This window comes from Janthinobacterium sp. FT14W (assembly GCF_009208755.1).
GTDB lineage: Bacteria > Pseudomonadota > Gammaproteobacteria > Burkholderiales > Burkholderiaceae_D > Janthinobacterium > Janthinobacterium violaceinigrum.
This window is the reverse complement of sequence record NZ_WFLL01000036.1, coordinates 23,764-41,211: the sequence shown is the minus strand read 5'-3', so window position 1 is coordinate 41,211 and position 17,448 is coordinate 23,764. Positions and strand designations below refer to the sequence as shown.

The 17,448-nt window shown below is 61.4% G+C and carries 15 protein-coding genes; 4 read left to right on the top strand and 11 right to left on the bottom strand.

The genetic code is table 11. The annotated features are described in order from the left end of the window. Positions 1-44: 44 nt before the first annotated feature. The 9 genes from GCN74_RS21150 to pstS all read right to left on the bottom strand — a co-directional run bounded on the left by GCN74_RS21150 (position 45) and on the right by pstS (position 10,159). Positions 45-1,991 (bottom strand): UvrD-helicase domain-containing protein, encoded by a 1,947-nt coding sequence (locus GCN74_RS21150; protein ID WP_152258499.1) that lies wholly within the window; start codon positions 1,989-1,991, stop codon positions 45-47. Between the two features lie 35 nt (positions 1,992-2,026). After that, positions 2,027-3,223, bottom strand: coding sequence for a selenoneine synthase SenA (gene senA / locus GCN74_RS21145; protein WP_226939148.1), 1,197 nt, complete (start codon positions 3,221-3,223; stop codon positions 2,027-2,029). Positions 3,224-3,298: 75 nt separating this feature from the next. After that, positions 3,299-4,615 carry a phosphate regulon sensor histidine kinase PhoR gene (phoR, locus tag GCN74_RS21140; RefSeq protein ID WP_152258498.1) on the bottom strand — a complete coding sequence of 439 codons (1,317 nt, stop codon included), beginning with the start codon at positions 4,613-4,615 and terminating at the stop codon, positions 3,299-3,301. A gap of 11 nt (positions 4,616-4,626) precedes the next feature. Then, on the bottom strand, positions 4,627-5,316 hold the full coding sequence (locus tag GCN74_RS21135; RefSeq protein ID WP_034755074.1) for a response regulator: 690 nt from the start codon (positions 5,314-5,316) through the stop codon (positions 4,627-4,629). Between the two features lie 5 nt (positions 5,317-5,321). Beyond that, complete coding sequence (gene phoU / locus GCN74_RS21130; protein ID WP_034778131.1) at positions 5,322-6,032, bottom strand: phosphate signaling complex protein PhoU; 711 nt, start codon at positions 6,030-6,032, stop codon at positions 5,322-5,324. Positions 6,033-6,080: 48 nt separating this feature from the next. Further along, positions 6,081-6,863, bottom strand: coding sequence for a phosphate ABC transporter ATP-binding protein PstB (pstB, locus tag GCN74_RS21125; protein ID WP_010396817.1), 783 nt, complete (start codon positions 6,861-6,863; stop codon positions 6,081-6,083). 38 nt (positions 6,864-6,901) lie between these two features. Further along, positions 6,902-7,789 (bottom strand): phosphate ABC transporter permease PstA, encoded by an 888-nt coding sequence (gene pstA / locus GCN74_RS21120; protein ID WP_077402151.1) that lies wholly within the window; start codon positions 7,787-7,789, stop codon positions 6,902-6,904. Continuing rightward, the gene (gene pstC / locus GCN74_RS21115; RefSeq protein ID WP_152258497.1) at positions 7,786-8,757 is read right to left on the bottom strand and encodes a phosphate ABC transporter permease subunit PstC; all 972 of its coding nucleotides are present in this window, start codon (positions 8,755-8,757) and stop codon (positions 7,786-7,788) included. Before pstC ends, pstA begins: the two co-directional genes overlap by 4 nt. Positions 8,758-9,109: 352 nt before the next feature. After that, on the bottom strand, positions 9,110-10,159 hold the full coding sequence (gene pstS / locus GCN74_RS21110; RefSeq protein WP_152258496.1) for a phosphate ABC transporter substrate-binding protein PstS: 1,050 nt from the start codon (positions 10,157-10,159) through the stop codon (positions 9,110-9,112). 271 nt (positions 10,160-10,430) lie between these two features. Here pstS and ppk1 point away from each other — a divergent pair, with 271 nt between their 5' ends. The 4 genes from ppk1 (at position 10,431) to GCN74_RS29575 (ending at position 13,432) form a co-directional block, all read left to right on the top strand. After that, on the top strand, positions 10,431-12,524 hold the full coding sequence (gene ppk1 / locus GCN74_RS21105) for a polyphosphate kinase 1 (RefSeq protein WP_152258495.1): 2,094 nt from the start codon (positions 10,431-10,433) through the stop codon (positions 12,522-12,524). Positions 12,525-12,558: 34 nt separating this feature from the next. After that, complete coding sequence (sixA, locus tag GCN74_RS21100; protein ID WP_152258494.1) at positions 12,559-13,017, top strand: phosphohistidine phosphatase SixA; 459 nt, start codon at positions 12,559-12,561, stop codon at positions 13,015-13,017. Then, positions 12,998-13,123 carry a hypothetical protein gene (locus tag GCN74_RS29580; RefSeq protein ID WP_264372903.1) on the top strand — a complete coding sequence of 42 codons (126 nt, stop codon included), beginning with the start codon at positions 12,998-13,000 and terminating at the stop codon, positions 13,121-13,123. The genes sixA and GCN74_RS29580 overlap by 20 nt, the downstream gene beginning before the upstream one ends. Positions 13,124-13,306: 183 nt before the next feature. Then, complete coding sequence (locus GCN74_RS29575) at positions 13,307-13,432, top strand: hypothetical protein (protein ID WP_264372559.1); 126 nt, start codon at positions 13,307-13,309, stop codon at positions 13,430-13,432. Between the two features lie 83 nt (positions 13,433-13,515). Here GCN74_RS29575 and GCN74_RS21095 read toward each other — a convergent pair whose 3' ends face one another. Both GCN74_RS21095 and clpB read right to left on the bottom strand, forming a co-directional pair. Further along, a complete protein-coding gene (locus tag GCN74_RS21095; RefSeq protein ID WP_152258493.1) occupies positions 13,516-14,631 on the bottom strand; it encodes a polyamine ABC transporter substrate-binding protein in 1,116 nt (371 codons plus the stop codon). Between the two features lie 185 nt (positions 14,632-14,816). Beyond that, a complete protein-coding gene (gene clpB / locus GCN74_RS21090; protein WP_152258492.1) occupies positions 14,817-17,423 on the bottom strand; it encodes an ATP-dependent chaperone ClpB in 2,607 nt (868 codons plus the stop codon). Positions 17,424-17,448 lie beyond the last annotated feature (25 nt).

Sequence of the window (17,448 nt, the reverse complement as noted above, 5' to 3'; positions counted from 1 at the left end):
GCCCGCTTTCGTCTTTCGCAAAAAGCAGGTATTCAGCAAATGATCTATGACTTGGACGCAACAATCTTCTGTTTGAGCTGCAGGGCAGCGATATAGCGGCTCTGGCAGGCAGGGTCTTCCGGCGTCAGCAGGGTCAGCCTGTCGCGCGCGCGCGTGGCGGCCACATAAAAGCGGTTTTCCTCTTCCAGCGGGTCGGTCTTGCTGCGCGGGAATTCGTCGACCGCCAGGTAGGGCAGGATCACGTGGTGGTATTCGAGGCCCTTGATCTGGTCGATGCAGGCGATCAGCAGTTTGGCCTTGCCGGTCGAAACCGTCACGGCTTCTTCCATCTCGCCCAGCCAGCCGGCAAAGCCGCCCAGCGCCACGCCCGCTTCGCGGCACACGGCAATGAAGCCGTGCAGGGAACGGGCCACCACCCTCGCCTGGGCCGGGTCCACATAGATGCGGCGCGCCGTCTGTTCCAGCTGCATCAGGCCAAAGATGTGCTGCAGCGCGTCGCCGGCCAGCGCATCGGGAGGCAGCGCGCGCAGGTAGTCGACGGCGGCCAGGGTCAGCGCCGCCTTGTCCTGGTTGTGCGACTTGGCCAGCTGGTTGGTCAGGAAGCCTTCCAGCAAGTCCGGATAATTGGCCACGTCGGCCTTGGCTTGCTGCAGCTCCGTGCGCGTAAACGGGATTTCCGCGAACGCTACCAGGGCTTCGAGGATCTCGCCCCGGCGCGGGCCGCTCTTGATCGCGTGCAAGTCCTTGCGGGCGATGGCGACCATGCCGCGCAGCATCAGCACTTCCAGGCTCAGCAGATAACTGTTCATGTCCACCAGGCCATACGCGATGCCGCTCTGGAACAGTGCCGTTTCCACGCGGATCGCCTGGTCGCGGTCGCGCAGCAAAATGGCCGTCGTGCCCGCATGCGCGTGTTCGAGCGCCGCGATCAGCTGGGCGCTGCACGCCTGCGGCTGCGCATGCTCGTACTGCAGCACTTCGATGTGCGTGGCGCGCGACAGGGCCGACACGCTGGCCTTGTTCTTCAGCACGCCCACGGCGTGCGCCAGTTGCGGGCCATAGCGGTACGACGCCGTCAGCGGCAAGCGCTGCAAGGCGGGGAACTCCTGCTCGAAGCGCTGGCGCAGGAAGCGGTGGTCGGCGCCCGACCACGTGTAGATGACCTGGTCCTTGTCGCCCGCGCCGCAGAAAAACGCGTTGCCGCGGCGTATCAGCATGGTCAGCAGCCGGAACGACGCTTCGTTCAAATCGTGCAATTCATCGGCCACGATGATCTGGAAGGCCGGCAATTGCTGGCGCAGCGGCTCGTCGCCGTCGAGCATGCGCACCAGGTCGTAGGTGGCGTCGAACGGGGCGCGGAACTGGATATCGCCCGTGTCGGCGCCGCGCAAGCCTTCGTATTCGCGCAGCCACAGATAGTGCGTGCGCGACATGCCCAGCAGCTCCAGCTGGTCTTCCAGGGAATTGCTCTCGAAGTCGGGATTCTGGAAATCCAGGCGCGCCTTGGTACGCAATTGCAACTTCAGGAATTCGGCAATCGCCCCGTTCGTCGTATTGATTTCCAGCGGATAACGGTGGGCGTATTTCTCGGATACCACTTCCAGCGCTTCCCAGGCAATCGGGCGCAGCTCTTCATCGCTGCGCATGAACGCCACCTGCATGTTTTCCAGCTGCGACAGCACCTTGGCGGCAAAAGCGTCGAAGGTATCGATGCTCAGGCGCTTGACGACGCCCAGCGGCACGCCCACTTCCAGCAGGCGCTGGCGCAGGGCCACGCGCGCCGCTTCCGTGAAGACCAGCGCCAGCATGCGTTCGGGCGCGCGGCCCCGGTGCAGCGCCTCGGCCAGGCGCAGGGCCAAGGTCGTCGTCTTGGCCGCGCCCGCATTGGCGTCGATCAGCACGACTTTCTTTTGCGCCGTCTGGATGGCCACTTGCTCCGGCGTGGGCGTGATGCGTTTGGGAATGAACTGCGGGGCGTTATCTGTACTCAAAAGAATTCCTGAAATGGTTACTACGCTTTGCGTGCTTACCAGGCGCAGGTGCGCAGGCCGGCAAAGATGTCGCCCCGCTCGGGCGCGTGGAAGGCCCGCATGCGGACCGAATGCAGGCGTGGCGGCGTGGCGAAGGCGGCGCCGCGCAGCACCTGGTGCTGCATGAAATACGGCGCGGAATACTCGCGCCAGGCATCGGGCGCAAAACCCGGATACGGTTCGAACGGCGTCGCCGTCCATTCCCATACCTGGCCCCAGTGAAAGCGCGGATGGGCGGACAGCGCAGCATACTCCCATTCCGCCTCCGTCGCCAGGCGGCGCCCCGCCCAGGCGCAGTACGCCTGCGCTTCATACAGGTTGATGTGGCGCACGGCTTCATTCGGCGGCAAGGTCGTGCGCTGGCCGAACCGCATGGTGCGCCACTGCGTCGCCTCGCGCAGCCAGTACCGGGGCGACGAGCGCTCCTGCTGCATCAGCCAGGCACTGCCGGCCACGCTCCAGAACTGGCGGTTCTGGTAGCCGCCGTCGGCGACAAAGTCGGCAAACTGGGCGTTGGATACGGCGCAGGCATCGATGGAAAACGGCGGCACGTAGCACGCGTGGGGCGGCGATTCATTGTCGAAGGCAAACCCGGCACCGCGGGGCGAGCCCAGTTCGATGGTGCCGCCGGGGAAAGCAATCTCCCCCGCCCCTGGCGGCAAGGCCGGGCTGACCGTCAGCGATGCGGGCGCTTCCAGGCCCAGCCATTGCAAACCGGCCAGCATTTCCTCGCCACACAAGTCTTCCTGCGCCAAGGCCAGCCGGTACGGGGCCAGGGCGCTGTCGACATTGGCTTCGCGCGACAGTTTATCCAGTACCCTGTCGAGCACTTCGTGGCAGTACGTTTTCACGGCGCCCGGGCTGGGCAGGTCCAGCTTCCAGCGCGCGCGGTGCTCCACCATGTTGGCGTCAAACAAATCGTCGCCGCGCGTCAGCAGGGAATTGTAGATGGCGTCGGCCGGATGGCTCGATGCGGCTTCGCGCAGAATGTACCACTCGGCAAACCAGGCGATATGCGCGAGTTGCCATAAGGGCGGATTGAGGCGCGGATGGTGGGGCAGGCCCGCCACCACGTCCAGGCCGGCAGTGGCATAACAGTCGAACAGGGACAGGGTGTCCTGGCGCGCAGCCTGCAGCGACTGGGCCAGTTGCTGCGCGCCGGCGTGGCGAAAAGAGGCGTTGATTAAAGTCATGGCCAGATTGTAACGACTTATGCCAACCTTGCACCAGTCGCACCAGGATACCGGGAGGACCATCCTCCCTTCGGCCTACTTGACCAGCAACTCGCCCTGCAGCGGCGTGACGACGGACTTGGGCATGCTGACGATGAAACTGCTGCCCTTGTCGGCCACGGACTGGATGGCCAGCGTTCCCCCGTGGCGCAGCAGCACGTGCTTGACGATGGCCAGGCCCAGGCCCGTGCCCTGGGTTTCGCGCGAACGGCTCTTGTCGACGCGGTAGAAACGTTCCGTCAGGCGCGCGATATGCTCGGGGCTGATGCCGATGCCCGTATCCTGCGCAATGAATTGCGGACCGGCCGCGCCATCCTGCCAGCGCAGGGTGATGGTGCCGCCGGCCGGCGTGTAGCGCACGGCGTTCGAAGCCAGGTTGCCGAACGCGCTGTACAGCTCGTCGTAGCTGCCCAGCACGTCGGGACCATTGCATTCCATCCTGACGTCATGTTTTCCTGCAGACAAGCCCTTGGCGTCGCGCAAGACCTGCTGCATCAGCTTCCTGACATCCACGGGCTCGGGGCGCAGCGGGTAGTCGACCGATTCCAGGCGCGACAGGGTCAGCATGTCCTCGATCAGGTGCTGCATGCGGTGCCCCTGCTCCGTCATCAGCTTGAGGTGGGCGGCGCGCGTGGCGGCGTCCAGGTCCAGCTCGGCGGATGCGATTTCCAGGAAGCCCACGATGACCGTCAGCGGCGTGCGCAGTTCGTGCGAGGCATTGGCGATGAAGTCGCGGCGCATCATTTCGATGCGTTCCGTCTCCGTCACATCGTGCGTGACGAGAATCTGGCGGCGGTTTTCAAACGGGATGATCTGCACGATCAGCTTGCGGTTGCGGAAGGTGATCGTCAGCGGCTGGTCGTAGCGGCCCAGGATGATGTAATCCATGAACTCGGGGCTGCGGATCAGGTTGGTGACGCGCATGCCCTTGTCGCGCTCGTGCGTGAGGCCCAGGTGTTTCTCGGCGGCAGGATTGCACCATTCGAGGAACAGCACGTCGTCCATGATGACGACGCCGTCGGGCAGCAGATGCATGGCCTGGCGGAAACGCGCCAGCCATTCCGTCAGCTCGGCCTGGTTTTTCTCGTCGTCGCGGCGCATGCGGTACAGGCGCGCGAAGATACTGGTCCAGGCACCCCAGCCATCGGGCAGCTTGGCGCTTTGCGGATTGTCCAGCCAATTGCTCAGCTGGAACAGGTACGACAGCTGCACGAACACCATCATGGCCATCAGCACGAAGGCGATGCCCAGCGCATACGTGGCGCCAAACAGATACCAGACGACGGCCACGCCCAGCAGCGCCAGCACCATGCGCAGGGCGGCCGGTACCCAGAACAGCAATTTCGGATTCATAGAGGCCAGCTTTACTTTTCAGACAACATGTAGCCGACGCTGCGCACGGTCTTGATCAGGCTTTCCGCCTCTTTCAAGGCTTTGCGCAAGCGCAATACGTGGACATCGACCGTGCGTTCCTCGATCACCACATGGTCGCCCCACACCTTGTCGAGCAGCTGGCTGCGCGAAAACACGCGCTCGGGATGGGCCAGCAGGAATTTCAGCAGCTTGTATTCGGCATGGCCGATATCGATCTTCTGTTCATCCATCATCACGGTGCAGCTGACGGGGTCCAGGGCCACGTTGCCAGCGCGCATGGGCGCCTGCGCGTGTTCCGGGCTCTTGCGTCGCAGCAAGGCCTTGGCGCGCGCCAGCAGCTCGCGCGGCGAGAACGGCTTGGTGACGTAATCGTCGGCCCCGCTGTTCAGGCCAGCCAGCTTGTCTTCTTCCATGCTCTTGGCGGTGAGCATGATGACGGGGATGGCCGCGAAATTGCGGTCGGCGCGGATGCGCGACAGCAGGCGCAAGCCCGTCTGGTCCGGCAACATCCAGTCCAGCAGGATCAGATGCGGCGTGCGGTGCTGGATGAATTCCCAGGCATCGGCAACGTTTTGTACAGAACAGCAATTCCAGCCGGATTCGCGCAGCGAATAGGTCACCAGTTCAACGATGGCCGGCTCATCTTCTACAATCAATACCGTGGTTTTATCAGATGCCATAAAGCTTACTCAGGGAGCTCCTCGGAAATGGCGGGAGCAGCCACCTTGGTGTGGCGGATGTCCTTGCCTTCAACCACGTAGATCACGTATTCGGCGATGTTTTTCGCATGGTCGCCGATTCGTTCGATGGCCTTGGCCACCCACAGGGTATCGAGCGCCGCCGAAATCGTGCGCGGGTCTTCCATCATAAAAGTAATCAAGTTGCGCATGATAGACCGAAACTCATGGTCGATGATGGCATCTTGTGCAATTAATTGTAAGGCCTGCTTGCCATCGTTGCGCGCGAACGCGTCCAACGCATCGTGCAGCATGTCGGTGGCCGTGTTGGCAATGCCGCGCACCATTTCGTAATGGTTGACGACGCCGTTGCCCCGCTTGTGCAGATTCTTCGCCACGCGGGCGATCTTCGTCGCCTCGTCGCCTACGCGCTCGAGGTCGGTGATCACCTTGATGGTGGCCATGATGGTGCGCAAGTCGTTGGCGGCCGGCTGGCGGCGCACGATCAGATGGCTGCAGGCATCGTCCAGCGACACTTCCAGCTGGTTGACGACGTCGTCCTCGCGCATCACGCGGTCGGCGCGTTCCGGATTGCCGATGCGGAAGCACGTCATCGCGTCGAGGAACTGGGTTTCAACGATGCCGCCCATCAGGAGCACTTTCGAGCGGATCGCTTCGAGTTCGTTGTCGTACTGCTTGGATGAATGTTCGCCTATCATGCTGTCTCTCCGTATTCAGTTGTCTTGTCTATGGCGGTGCGCGGTGGATCAGCCGAAGCGGCCCGTGATGTAATCCTGCGTTTCCTTGCGGGCCGGATTCATGAAGATCTGGTCCGTTTCGCCGAACTCCACCAGCTCGCCCAGATACATATAGGCCGTGTAGTCGGAGCAGCGCGCCGCCTGCTGCATATTGTGCGTCACGATGGCGATCGTGTAATCCTGTTTCAGTTCGCTGATCAGCTCTTCCACCTTCGAGGTGGAGATCGGGTCCAGCGCCGAGGTCGGCTCATCGAGCAGCAAGACATCGGGCTTCACTGCCACGCCGCGCGCGATGCACAGGCGCTGCTGCTGGCCGCCCGACAGCGACAGGCCGCTCTTGCTCAGCTTATCCTTGACTTCGCCCCACAGCGCAGCCTTCTTCAGGGCCCACTCGACGCGCTCGTCCATCTCGCCCTTCGACAGGTCTTCATACAGGCGCACGCCGAAGGCAATGTTATCGTACACGGACATGGGGAACGGCGTCGGCTTCTGGAACACCATGCCGACCTTGGCGCGCAGCATGTTGACGTCCTGGTCCGCGTCCAGCACGTTGCGGCCCCGGTACAGGATGGAGCCTTCCGCGCGCTGACCCGGATACAGGTCGTACATGCGGTTCAGGGTGCGCAGCAGGGTCGACTTGCCGCAACCGGACGGGCCGATGAAGGCCGTGACCTTTTTCTCGTGGATGTCCAGATTGACGTTATGCAAGCTTTGCGTTTTGCCGTAAAAAAAGTTCAGGCCCGAAATCTCGATGGTTTTTTTCTTTGGTGCCAGGTCTTGTGCTGGATTCATTTGCGTATTCATTTGGGTTCGCTTCGCTCGATATCTGTTTAATTAGGGACTTTTTGGCTGAACACGGTGCGCGACAGGATATTTAAGGCCAGCACGCTGAAGGTGATCAGCAGTGCGCCGCCCCAGGCCAGCGAGCGCCAGTTGTCGTACGGGCTCATCGCAAACGATGCGATGACGGACGGCAAGTTGGCCATCGGCGCATTCATGTTGAAGCTTTGGAACTGATTATTCAGGGCCGTGAACAGCAGCGGTGCCGTTTCGCCGGCGATGCGGGCCAATGCCAGCAGTACGCCGGTGATGACGCCAGCCTTGACGGCGCGCAAGCGCACCAGGGTGGCGACCTTCCAGCGCGGCGCGCCCAGGGCAAACGCGGCTTCCAGCAGGCTGTTCGGTACCAGGCGCAGCATATTGTCCGTCGTGCGCACCACCACCGGCACGGCGATCAGCGACAGGGCGATGGCGCCCGCGTAACCGGAAAAGTGTTTCACGTGCGCCACGTACAGCGCATACACGAACAGGCCGATGACGATCGATGGGGCCGACAGCATGATATCCGTGACGAAACGCGTCACTTGCGCCAGCTTGTTTTCTTCGCCGTATTCGGCCAGGTAGATGCCGGCCAGGATGCCGATCGGGGTGCTGACGACCGTTGCCAGGCCCACCATCAGGGCGCTGCCCACGATGGCATTGATCAGGCCGCCGCCTTCGCTGCCGGGAGCCGGCGTCGTTTGCGTGAACAGGTCGACGGACAGGGCGCCAAAGCCCTTGATCACCAGGGTGAACAGGATCCACACGAGCACGGCCAGGCCCAGGGCCATGGCGGCCACCGACAGGGCGATGCCGACGCGGTGCATCAGCAGGCGCTTGCGGTAGACGGGGTTCATCGCCGGCTTGGCCGGAACGTCGAGAGTGCTTACTTGGCTCATTTCGTGCCTTCCTTGCGGGACATGCCAGCCAGCATCAGCTTGGCGGCGGATAAGACGATAAAGGTGATGACAAACAGGATCAGTGCCAGCGAGAACAGCGAGGATACGTGCAGCGCCGATTGCGCTTCGCCGAATTCGTTCGCCAGCAGGGAAGTGATGCTGTTACCGGCAGCAAACAGCGACCACGACAGCTTGTTCGCGTTACCGATCACAAAGGTGACGGCCATGGTCTCGCCCAGCGCACGGCCCAGGCCCAGCATGACGCCGCCGACGACGCCGGTCTTGGTGTAAGGCAAAACAATCTTGCGCACCACTTCCCAGCGCGTGCAGCCCAGGCCGTATGCGGATTCCTTCAGCACGGCAGGGACGATCTCGAACACGTCGCGCATCACGGAAGCGATGAAGGGGATGATCATGATGGCCAGCACCAGGCCGGCCGTCAGCAGGCCGATACCCATCATGGGGCCGCTGAACAGCTGGCCGATGACGGGGACGTTGCCCAGGGTGGCTTTCAGCAGGGGCTGGACGTGGTCGGCAAACAGGGGCGCGAAGACAAACAGGCCCCAGATGCCGTAGATGATCGATGGCACGCCGGCCAGCAGCTCGACAGCCGTGCCCAGCGGGCGACGCAGCCAGGCCGGGCAGATTTCCGTGAGGAACAGGGCGATGCCGAAGCTGACGGGAAAGGCGATCAGCAGGGCGATGATCGACGTCACCAGGGTGCCGATGATGGGGATCAGGGCGCCGTACTGGTCATTGACGGGGTCCCACTCGGCCGAAACGATGAAGTGCAGGCCGAAGGTCTGGAAGGCCGGTATCGATTCCATGATCAGCGAAATGATGATGCCGACCAGAACGACCAGCACCGACAGGGCGAACAGCATCGTCACCTTGTGGAACAGGAAATCCTGGATGCGCTGCTTGCGCATGGTCGATAGCATTTGCGCGTGACTGATGGAATCGGTCATGGTGCCGCCTGGCATGGGGATCGTGGAGGAGGTAGATTGTGCGCTCATATTGTGCCAGATGTGGGTGGTACTGCCGGTGTTGCTGTTTTAATACGCCTATCAAAACCTGCTGCGCGTCGGGATTTATGGCCTGCGATGCTCACTGTACCTTCGTACAGTTGCGCTTCTCGACCGCAACTCCCTTCCGCTCGCTACGGTTTTGTCAGGCGTCGTTGCTTTTATTCTTTTAGCTACTTTTATTCTTTTAGCCAGGACCGTCTGCAAGGGCTTGCGGGCGGTCCTGGCTAACTCCCTGCCCCGCCGTGCTGCTGGCGGGGACAAGGATAGGTACTTATCTGGTCAAGCTATCGAATTAGTAGATGGCTTTGCCCGATGCGTCTTTCAGGTTGGCTTTCCACGATTCCTGCACCAGTTTCACGACCGATGCCGGCATTGGCACGTAGTCCAGTTCGACGGCAGCAGGGCCGCCGTTTTTGTAGGCCCAGTCGAAGAATTTCAGGACTTCTTTAGCCTTGCCTGCGTCAGCCTGGACTTTGTGCATCAGGATGAACGACACGCCCGTGATAGGCCAGCTGTTCTTGCCAGCCTGGTCGGTCAGGACCACGCCGAAGCCTGGGGTTTGCGTCCAAGGTGCCGAAGCGGCTGCTGCCTTGAAGTTTTCGTCGTCAGGCTGCAGGAAGTTGCCGTCCTTGTTTTGCAGCTGGGTGTGCGACATATTGTTTTTCTTGGCGTAAGCCCACTCGACGTAGCCGATCGAACCCTTGATACGCTGCACGTTGGCGGCGACGCCTTCGTTACCCTTGCCGCCCACGCCCACGGCCCATTTCACAGCCGAGCCAGCACCGATCTTCGATTTGAATTCCGGGTTGGTTTTCGACAGGAAGTCGGTGAACAGGAAGGACGTGCCCGAACCGTCGGCGCGGTGCACCACGGTGATTTCCGTGTCCGGCAGCTTGACGCCGGTGTTCAGGGCGGCGATTTCCGGCGCGCTCCATTTGGTGATCTTGCCCAGGTAGATGTCGGCAACGACCTTGCCCGTCATCTTCAGCTGGCCTGGCTTGACGCCGTCGAGGTTGACGATGGTGACGACGCCGCCCATGATGGCAGGGAACTGCATCAGGCCCGCTTCTTCCAGCTCTTCTGCCTTCAAAGGCATGTCCGAAGCGCCGAATTCAACAGTCTTGGCCTTGATTTGCTTGATGCCGGCGCCGGAACCGACGGACTGGTAGTTCAGGCCGTTGCCCGTGTTGGCTTTGTAAGTCTCAGCCCATTTGGCGTAGATCGGGTACGGGAAGGTTGCACCAGCACCTGTCATATCTGCCGCCATGACGGAAGCGGAAGAAAATGCCATCGCTGCCGAAGCACCCACGACGATAAATTTGAACATTTGCTTCATTTGCATATCAAGTCCTCAGGGTTGTTAGGGCTCAAAGTCCCGGTTGAATGCTGCGCAGTCTAGCAAGCGAATATGACAGCTTTATGACATGCGCCAAATTTCATGAAATATTTGCCTACGCCCCGAGAAATGCCATTTTTGACGCGAAAAATGACAGCGTGGGCGACGCTTTATGACAGCTTGTGTCACGCTTACGTCATATTTCATGATTACACTCACAGCGCGTCATACATGATGAAATACGGCTAGAATTAACTATCTGCAAAGACAAAAGAATATGAAACCTGAACTGCACATGGAAGTGACCAAATCGGGCATCCTGCTTGACCGCGAACTGTCGCAACTGACTTTCAACCGGCGCGTGATGGCCCAGGCGGAAGATCCGAACATTCCGCTGCTCGAGCGCCTGCGCTACCTGTGCATCGTCAGCAGTAACATGGATGAGTTCTTCGAGGTGCGCGTGGCCAGCCTGCTGGCGGCCGGCAGCATCGGCGGTTCGCTGGCGGGCCACCCTGCCCTGGCGGCCAATCTGGAGCGCATCGGCAAGGAATGCCATGCGCTGGTGGAACGCCAGTACGAGATATTAAATAGCGAAGTCTTGCCGGCCCTGCGCGAAGCGGGCGTGCATTTGCTGCGCGACAGCGACCGCAACGAGGCGCAGCGCGCGTGGGTCAAGGAATATTTCGACCGCGAAGTGCGCCCCCTGCTCACCCCCATCGGCCTGGACCCGGCCCACCCGTTCCCGCAAGTGGTCAACAAGAGTCTCAATTTCATCGTCTCGCTGAGCGGCAAGGATGCGTTCGGCCGCGGCACGGCGATCGCCATCGTCAAGGCGCCCCGTGTCTTGCCACGCGTCATCAAGCTGCCGGACGAGATATCGGGCGACGGCGTGTCCTTCTGTTTATTGTCCTCCGTCATCCATGCACACATCTCGGACCTGTTCGCCGGGCGCGAAGTAATTGCCTATTCGCAATTCCGAGTCACGCGCGACAGCGACCTGTGGGTCGATGAAGACGAAGTCAAGAACCTGCGCCAGGCCCTGAAGGGCGAGCTGGTAGGGCGCCAGTTCGGCACCTCCGTGCGCCTGGAAGTGGCGCGTAATTGCCCGCCAGAACTGTCGCAGTTCCTGCTCGACCAGTTCAACCTCGATCAAAGCCGTTTGTACCGCGTCAACGGCCCCGTGAACCTGGTGCGCCTGTCGGAAATGATCGACCACGTCAAGCAGCCCGAACTGCGCTTTACGCCCTTCTTCCCCGGCCTTGCGCACAAAGCCATCGGCAACGACATCTTTGCCGCGCTGAACAAGCACGACATCCTGCTGCACCACCCCTACCAGTCGTTCCAGACGGTCATCGACTTCATCCGCAGCGCCGCCTACGATCCGTCCGTCGTGGCCATCAAGCAGACGATCTACCGCACGGGCATGAACTCGGACCTGATGGAGTCGCTGATCACGGCGGCAAAGATGGGCAAGGAAGTGACCGTCATCGTGGAATTGATGGCGCGCTTCGACGAAGAAGCCAATATCAACTGGGCCGACAAGCTGGAGCAGGCGGGCGCGCAAGTCGTGTATGGCGTGGTGGGCCTGAAAACCCACGCCAAGGTGGCGCTCGTCATCCGCCGCGAAGACGGCGCGCTGCGCTTCTACGCTCACTTAGGCACCGGCAACTATCACCCCACGACCACCAAACTGTACACGGACTTCGGCTTGCTGACGGCCAACCAGGACCTGGCCGTGGAAGTGAACGAAGTCTTCATCCACCTGACCAGCCTGACCAAGCCGCACAACCTGAACCACCTGTGGCTGGCGCCGTTCGGCCTGCAAAGCGAGATCATCAAGGCCATCCGCAACGAGGCGAAGATCGCCCGCTCCGGCCGGCGCGGGCGCATCATCGTGAAAGTCAACGCGCTGGTGGACGAATCCGTGATCCGCGCCCTGTATGCGGCCTCGACCGATGGCGTGAAGATCGACCTGATCGTGCGCGGCGCCTGCACCCTGAAGCCGGGCGTGCCTGGCCTGTCGGAAAACATCAAGGTGCGCTCCGTGATCGGCCGTTTCCTCGAACACAGCCGCATTTACTATTTCCGCAACGACCTGGCGCACGATGTCTACCTGGCCAGCGCCGACTGGATGAGCCGCAACCTGTTCCGCCGCGTGGAAGTGGCCTTCCCCGTGCTGGACCGGGCGCTGAAGCGGCGCGTGATCGCCGAGGGCCTGAATCCGTATTTGAAGGATAATACGAATGCATGGGAACTGGAGCCGACGGGCCACTATGCGCGCCGCAAGCCGCGCGGCAAGCAAACGCCGTTCAGTGCCCAGCAATACTTGATGCACGCACTGGGCACGCCGGGCGCGGAGGTCGGCGAATAGGCGGCTATCGACTTTCTACACAGAGGAGCACAGCATGGATCTCATCTTGTGGCGACACGCAGAAGCGGAACCGGGCGTCCCCGACCTCGAACGCGCCCTGACCGTCAAAGGTCAGAAACAGGCGCGCCGCATGGGGGAATGGCTAGGCTCGCAACTGCCGGAAAACTGCCGTATCCTCGTCAGCCCCGCCCTGCGCACCCTGCAAACGGCAGAAGCGCTGGGCCGCAAGTTCAAGCTGATGCCGGAACTGGCGCCCGGCGCCGAGGCGGAAGACATCCTGAAAGCGGCCAACTGGCCCGGCGGCAAGGAAACCGTGCTCATCGTCGGCCACCAGCCCACCCTGGGCCAGGCGGCCGCCCTGCTGCTGACGGGCGAAGAACAGGAATGGGAAATGCGCAAGGCCAGCGCGTGGTGGTTCTCGCAGCGCGAACCAGGCGACCCCATCAGCGTTTATCTGAAAGCCGTGATGGCGCATGACCTGGTCGTCAAATGAGGGTGGTGAAGTAAGGGAAATGCGCAACGATGGACAGCTTGGGCAGTGCGACCCGGTCAGCGTGCATTTGAACGCCGTGATGGTGCGCGACCTGGTCGTCGAATGAGGGGGCAAGCAGGAAAATGCGCAAAAAGTGCGCTGGGACAAATTCTGGTGGAAATTACAACTCGGCGGCCTTGCAAAGCGCTGCCGATCTGCTAGAGTTTAATTGCATCAACTACGTGTTGGAGCGCTGCTCTGGCACATTGAGCAACCCAGCGGACAGCCGTCCAACGGCGGCTGAAAGACCATGTTAACCTTCCTCGTTTTTCTCTTCATCGCCATCTTCGCCGCCATCATCGGCTTCGTCGCCTTTGAACTGATCGAAGAAATGCGCGGCAGTCACCACAAGCTGTTGGACCGCTACCACGAGTAGTGTTCACCTCGGCAATATCGAATGGCGCCAGCGACGGCTTACAGGCCCGTCCCTCGCGCCATCCTTGTTTTTACACTCCCGCCTTACACTCCCGTCTTGAACTTCGTATAGATACGCGTCATCAGCCGGCGGATATCGGCCGTGGTCGCTTCCGGCGCAGCCATGCGCTGCTTGTCGGCATCCGACAGGAAGATGGCCTTGTTCTCGCCGATATCCTTGCGCACATATTTGATGCTGGCCGGATTCGGATTCGCGTAGAACACCTTGTTGCTCAGGCTGGCATGCACTTGCGGGCGCAGGATGTAGTTGATGAACAGGTGCGCATTGGTCGGATGGGGCGCGTCGGCGGGGATGGCCATGGTATCGAACATCAGGGCGGCCGTCTTCGGCACCAGCACCTGGATCACATTGCCGTTTTTCGCATCGATGGCGCGCTGGCGCGCGATATTGATGTCGCCCGACCAGCCCAGCGCTACGCAGACGGAACCGTTGGCCATGTCATTGATGTAGCCTGACGAGCTGAACAGGGTCACGTAGGGGCGGATCGCTTGCAGCACCTTGCCCGCTTCCTGGTAGTCGCCTGCGGTTTTCGAGTACGCGGGCTTGCCCAGGTATTGCAGGGCGGCCGGCAGCACTTCCGACGGCGAATCGAGGAAGGACACGCCGCACGATTTCAGCTTCGCCGCATATTTCGGGTCGAAGACCAGGTCCCAGGCATTGTCGGGCATGGGCATGCCGCCCAGCGCGGCCTTGACCTTGTTGACGTTGATGCCCACCGTCGTGTAGCCCCACAGCCAGTCGACCAGGTAATCGTTGTTCGGGTCGATCTTCGACAGCTTGGCCTGCAGGCTGGGGTCCAGGTTGCCCAGGTTGGTCAGCTTGCTCTTGTCGAGTTTGCGCAGCAAGCCCGCATCGATCTGCAGGCGCGCCCACTGGGCCGTCGGCACGACGATGTCGTAGCCGGACTTGCCCGCCACCAGTTTCGCATTGAGGATTTCGTTGTTATCGAAAACGTCATAGCGCACCTTGATGCCCGTTTCCTTTTCAAAATTCTTGATCGTATCGTCGCCGATATAGTCGGACCAGTTATAGATGTTCAAGACCTTCTCTTCCTGGGCATGAGCAGGCAATGCCAGCACGGCCGCCGCCAAGGTCAATCCCACTCCAATGCGCCGCCCTGCTTGCCATGTGTTTGCCATCGTACCGCCTCCGGAATTAGTCAGAAAATAGTACCGATCATAACAAGAAGGGCGGCATCAGGTCCAGCCTGATACCGCCCCGCTTTAGATTATGCAGATGTTAGCTTGCGCCAACACCCCACAGCGTAGAACTGGGGTCAGACCCGGCGGGTCTGACCCCGGCTTTTGTTCGCCTTTAGGGTAAATTACACCTTGTCCAGCCCCACCTGCGCGCCCGTAAATACCAGGTTGCCGTTCTGGGCGTCGATGCGGATCTCGTCTTTCGGGCCAAAGCGGCCTTCCAGGATCAGCTTGGACAGCGGATTTTCGATCTGCTGCTGGATCGCCCGCTTCAGCGGACGGGCGCCATACACCGGGTCGTAGCCCGCTTCGGCGATCTGCTGCAGGGCCGCGTCGGTCAGGCTCAGCTGCATGTCCATGCGCGCCAGGCGTTCTTCGAGGATCTTCAGCTGGATCTTCGCGATTGCGCCGATGTTTTTCTCGTCGAGGCCGTGGAACACCACGATTTCATCGATACGGTTGACGAACTCGGGACGGAAGTGCGAGCGCACCTCGGCCATCACGGCCAGCTTCACGACCCCGGGATCATCGCTTTCCATGGCCTGGATCTTGTGCGAACCCAGGTTCGAGGTCATGATGATGACGGTATTCTTGAAGTCCACCGTGCGGCCCTGGCCGTCCGTCATGCGGCCATCGTCGAGCACTTGCAGCAGCACGTTGAAGACGTCGGCATGCGCCTTTTCCACTTCGTCGAGCAGGATCACGCTGTACGGTTTGCGGCGCACGGCTTCCGTCAGGTAGCCGCCTTCGTCGTAGCCCACATAGCCGGGCGGCGCGCCGATCAGGCGGGCCACGGAATGCTTCTCCATGAACTCGCTCATGTCGATGCGGATCATCGATTCTTCCGTATCGAACAGGAAGGTCGCCAGCGCCTTGCTCAGCTCGGTCTTGCCCACGCCCGTCGGTCCCAGGAACATGAAGGAACCATAGGGACGGTTCGGGTCGGAGAGGCCGGCGCGCGAGCGGCGGATGGCGTCAGCCACGGCCGTGATCGCTTCATCCTGGCCCACGACGCGCTCATGCAGCTTCTCTTCGATGTGCAGCAGCTTGTCGCGTTCGCCCTGCATCATGCGCGACACGGGAATACCCGTCGCGCGCGACACCACTTCGGCGATTTCCTCGGCGCCCACTTCCGTGCGCAGCAACTTCGGCTGGTCGGGATCGAGTTTCGGCATGCCGCTGTCAGCCTGCTTGAGCTGGGCTTCCAGCTGCGGTAGTTTGCCATACTGCAATTCCGACACTTTCTGCCAGTTGCTCTCGCGCGTGGCCTGCTCCATCTGCAGCTTGACTTGCTCGATCTCTTCCTTGATGTGCGTGCTGCCTTGCACCACGGCTTTTTCCGCCTTCAGGATTTCCTCGAAGTCATTGTATTCGCGCTGCAACTTGACGATTTCTTCCTCGATCAAGGCCAGGCGGCGCAGTGACGCCTCGTCCTTTTCCTTCTTGACGGCTTCGCGCTCGATCTTCAGCTGGATCAGACGGCGTTCCAGCTTGTCCATCACTTCCGGCTTGGAATCGATCTCGATCTTGATCTTCGCCGCCGCTTCATCGATCAGGTCGATGGCCTTGTCGGGCAGGAAGCGGTCCGTGATGTAGCGGTGCGACAATTCCGCCGCGGCAATGATGGCCGCGTCCGTGATTTCCACCTTGTGGTGCAGCGCATACTTGTCCTGCAAGCCGCGCAGGATGGCGATCGTCGCTTCCACGGTCGGTTCGTCGACGAGCACTTTCTGGAAGCGGCGTTCCAGCGCGGCATCCTTTTCGATGTACTTGCGGTACTCGTCCAGGGTGGTGGCACCCACGCAATGGAGTTCGCCGCGCGCCAGCGCCGGTTTCAGCATATTGCCCGCATCCATCGCGCCTTCGGCCTTGCCCGCGCCCACCATCGTGTGCATCTCGTCGATGAAGACGATGGTTTGCCCTTCATCCATGGCCAGTTCCTTCAGCACGGATTTCAGGCGTTCCTCGAATTCGCCGCGGAATTTCGCCCCCGCCAGCAAGGCCGCCATGTCCAGCGACAGTACGCGCTTGCCCTTCAGGGACTCGGGTACTTCGCCATTGACGATGCGCTGCGCCAGGCCTTCGACGATGGCCGTCTTGCCCACGCCCGGTTCGCCGATCAGCACGGGATTGTTCTTGCTGCGGCGCTGCAGAATCTGGATGGTGCGGCGGATTTCATCGTCGCGGCCGATCACAGGGTCGAGCTTGCCCTTGCGCGCCCGTTCCGTCAGGTCCAGGGTGTATTTTTTCAGGGCTTCGCGCTGGCCTTCGGCCTCCTGCGAATCGACCTTGTTGCCGCCGCGCACAGCCTCGATGGCCGCTTCCAGGGCCTTGCGGGTCAGGCCGTTTTCGCGCGCCAGCTTGCCGCAGTCGGACTTGTCGTCCGTCATGGCCAGCAAGACCATTTCGCTGGACACGAACTGGTCGCCCGCCTTCTGCGATTCCTTGTCGGCCAGGTTCAGCAGGGCCACGAATTCGCGGCTGACCTGCACGTCGCCGCCCGTGCCCGACACCTTCGGCAAGCGTTCGATGGAGGCGCCCAGGGCCTTGGACAGGCCGCCCACATTGACGCCGGCCCGCTGCAACAGCGAGCGGGCGCCGCCGTCGTCCTGGTTCAACAGGGCCGTCAGCAGGTGGACTGGTTCGATATAGGGATTGTCGTTGCCCACGGCCAAGCTTTGCGCATCGGCCAGGGCTTCCTGTAATTTGGTAGTGAGTTTGTCTTGTCGCATGAAAAGCGCTCCCGGTTAATTAGTT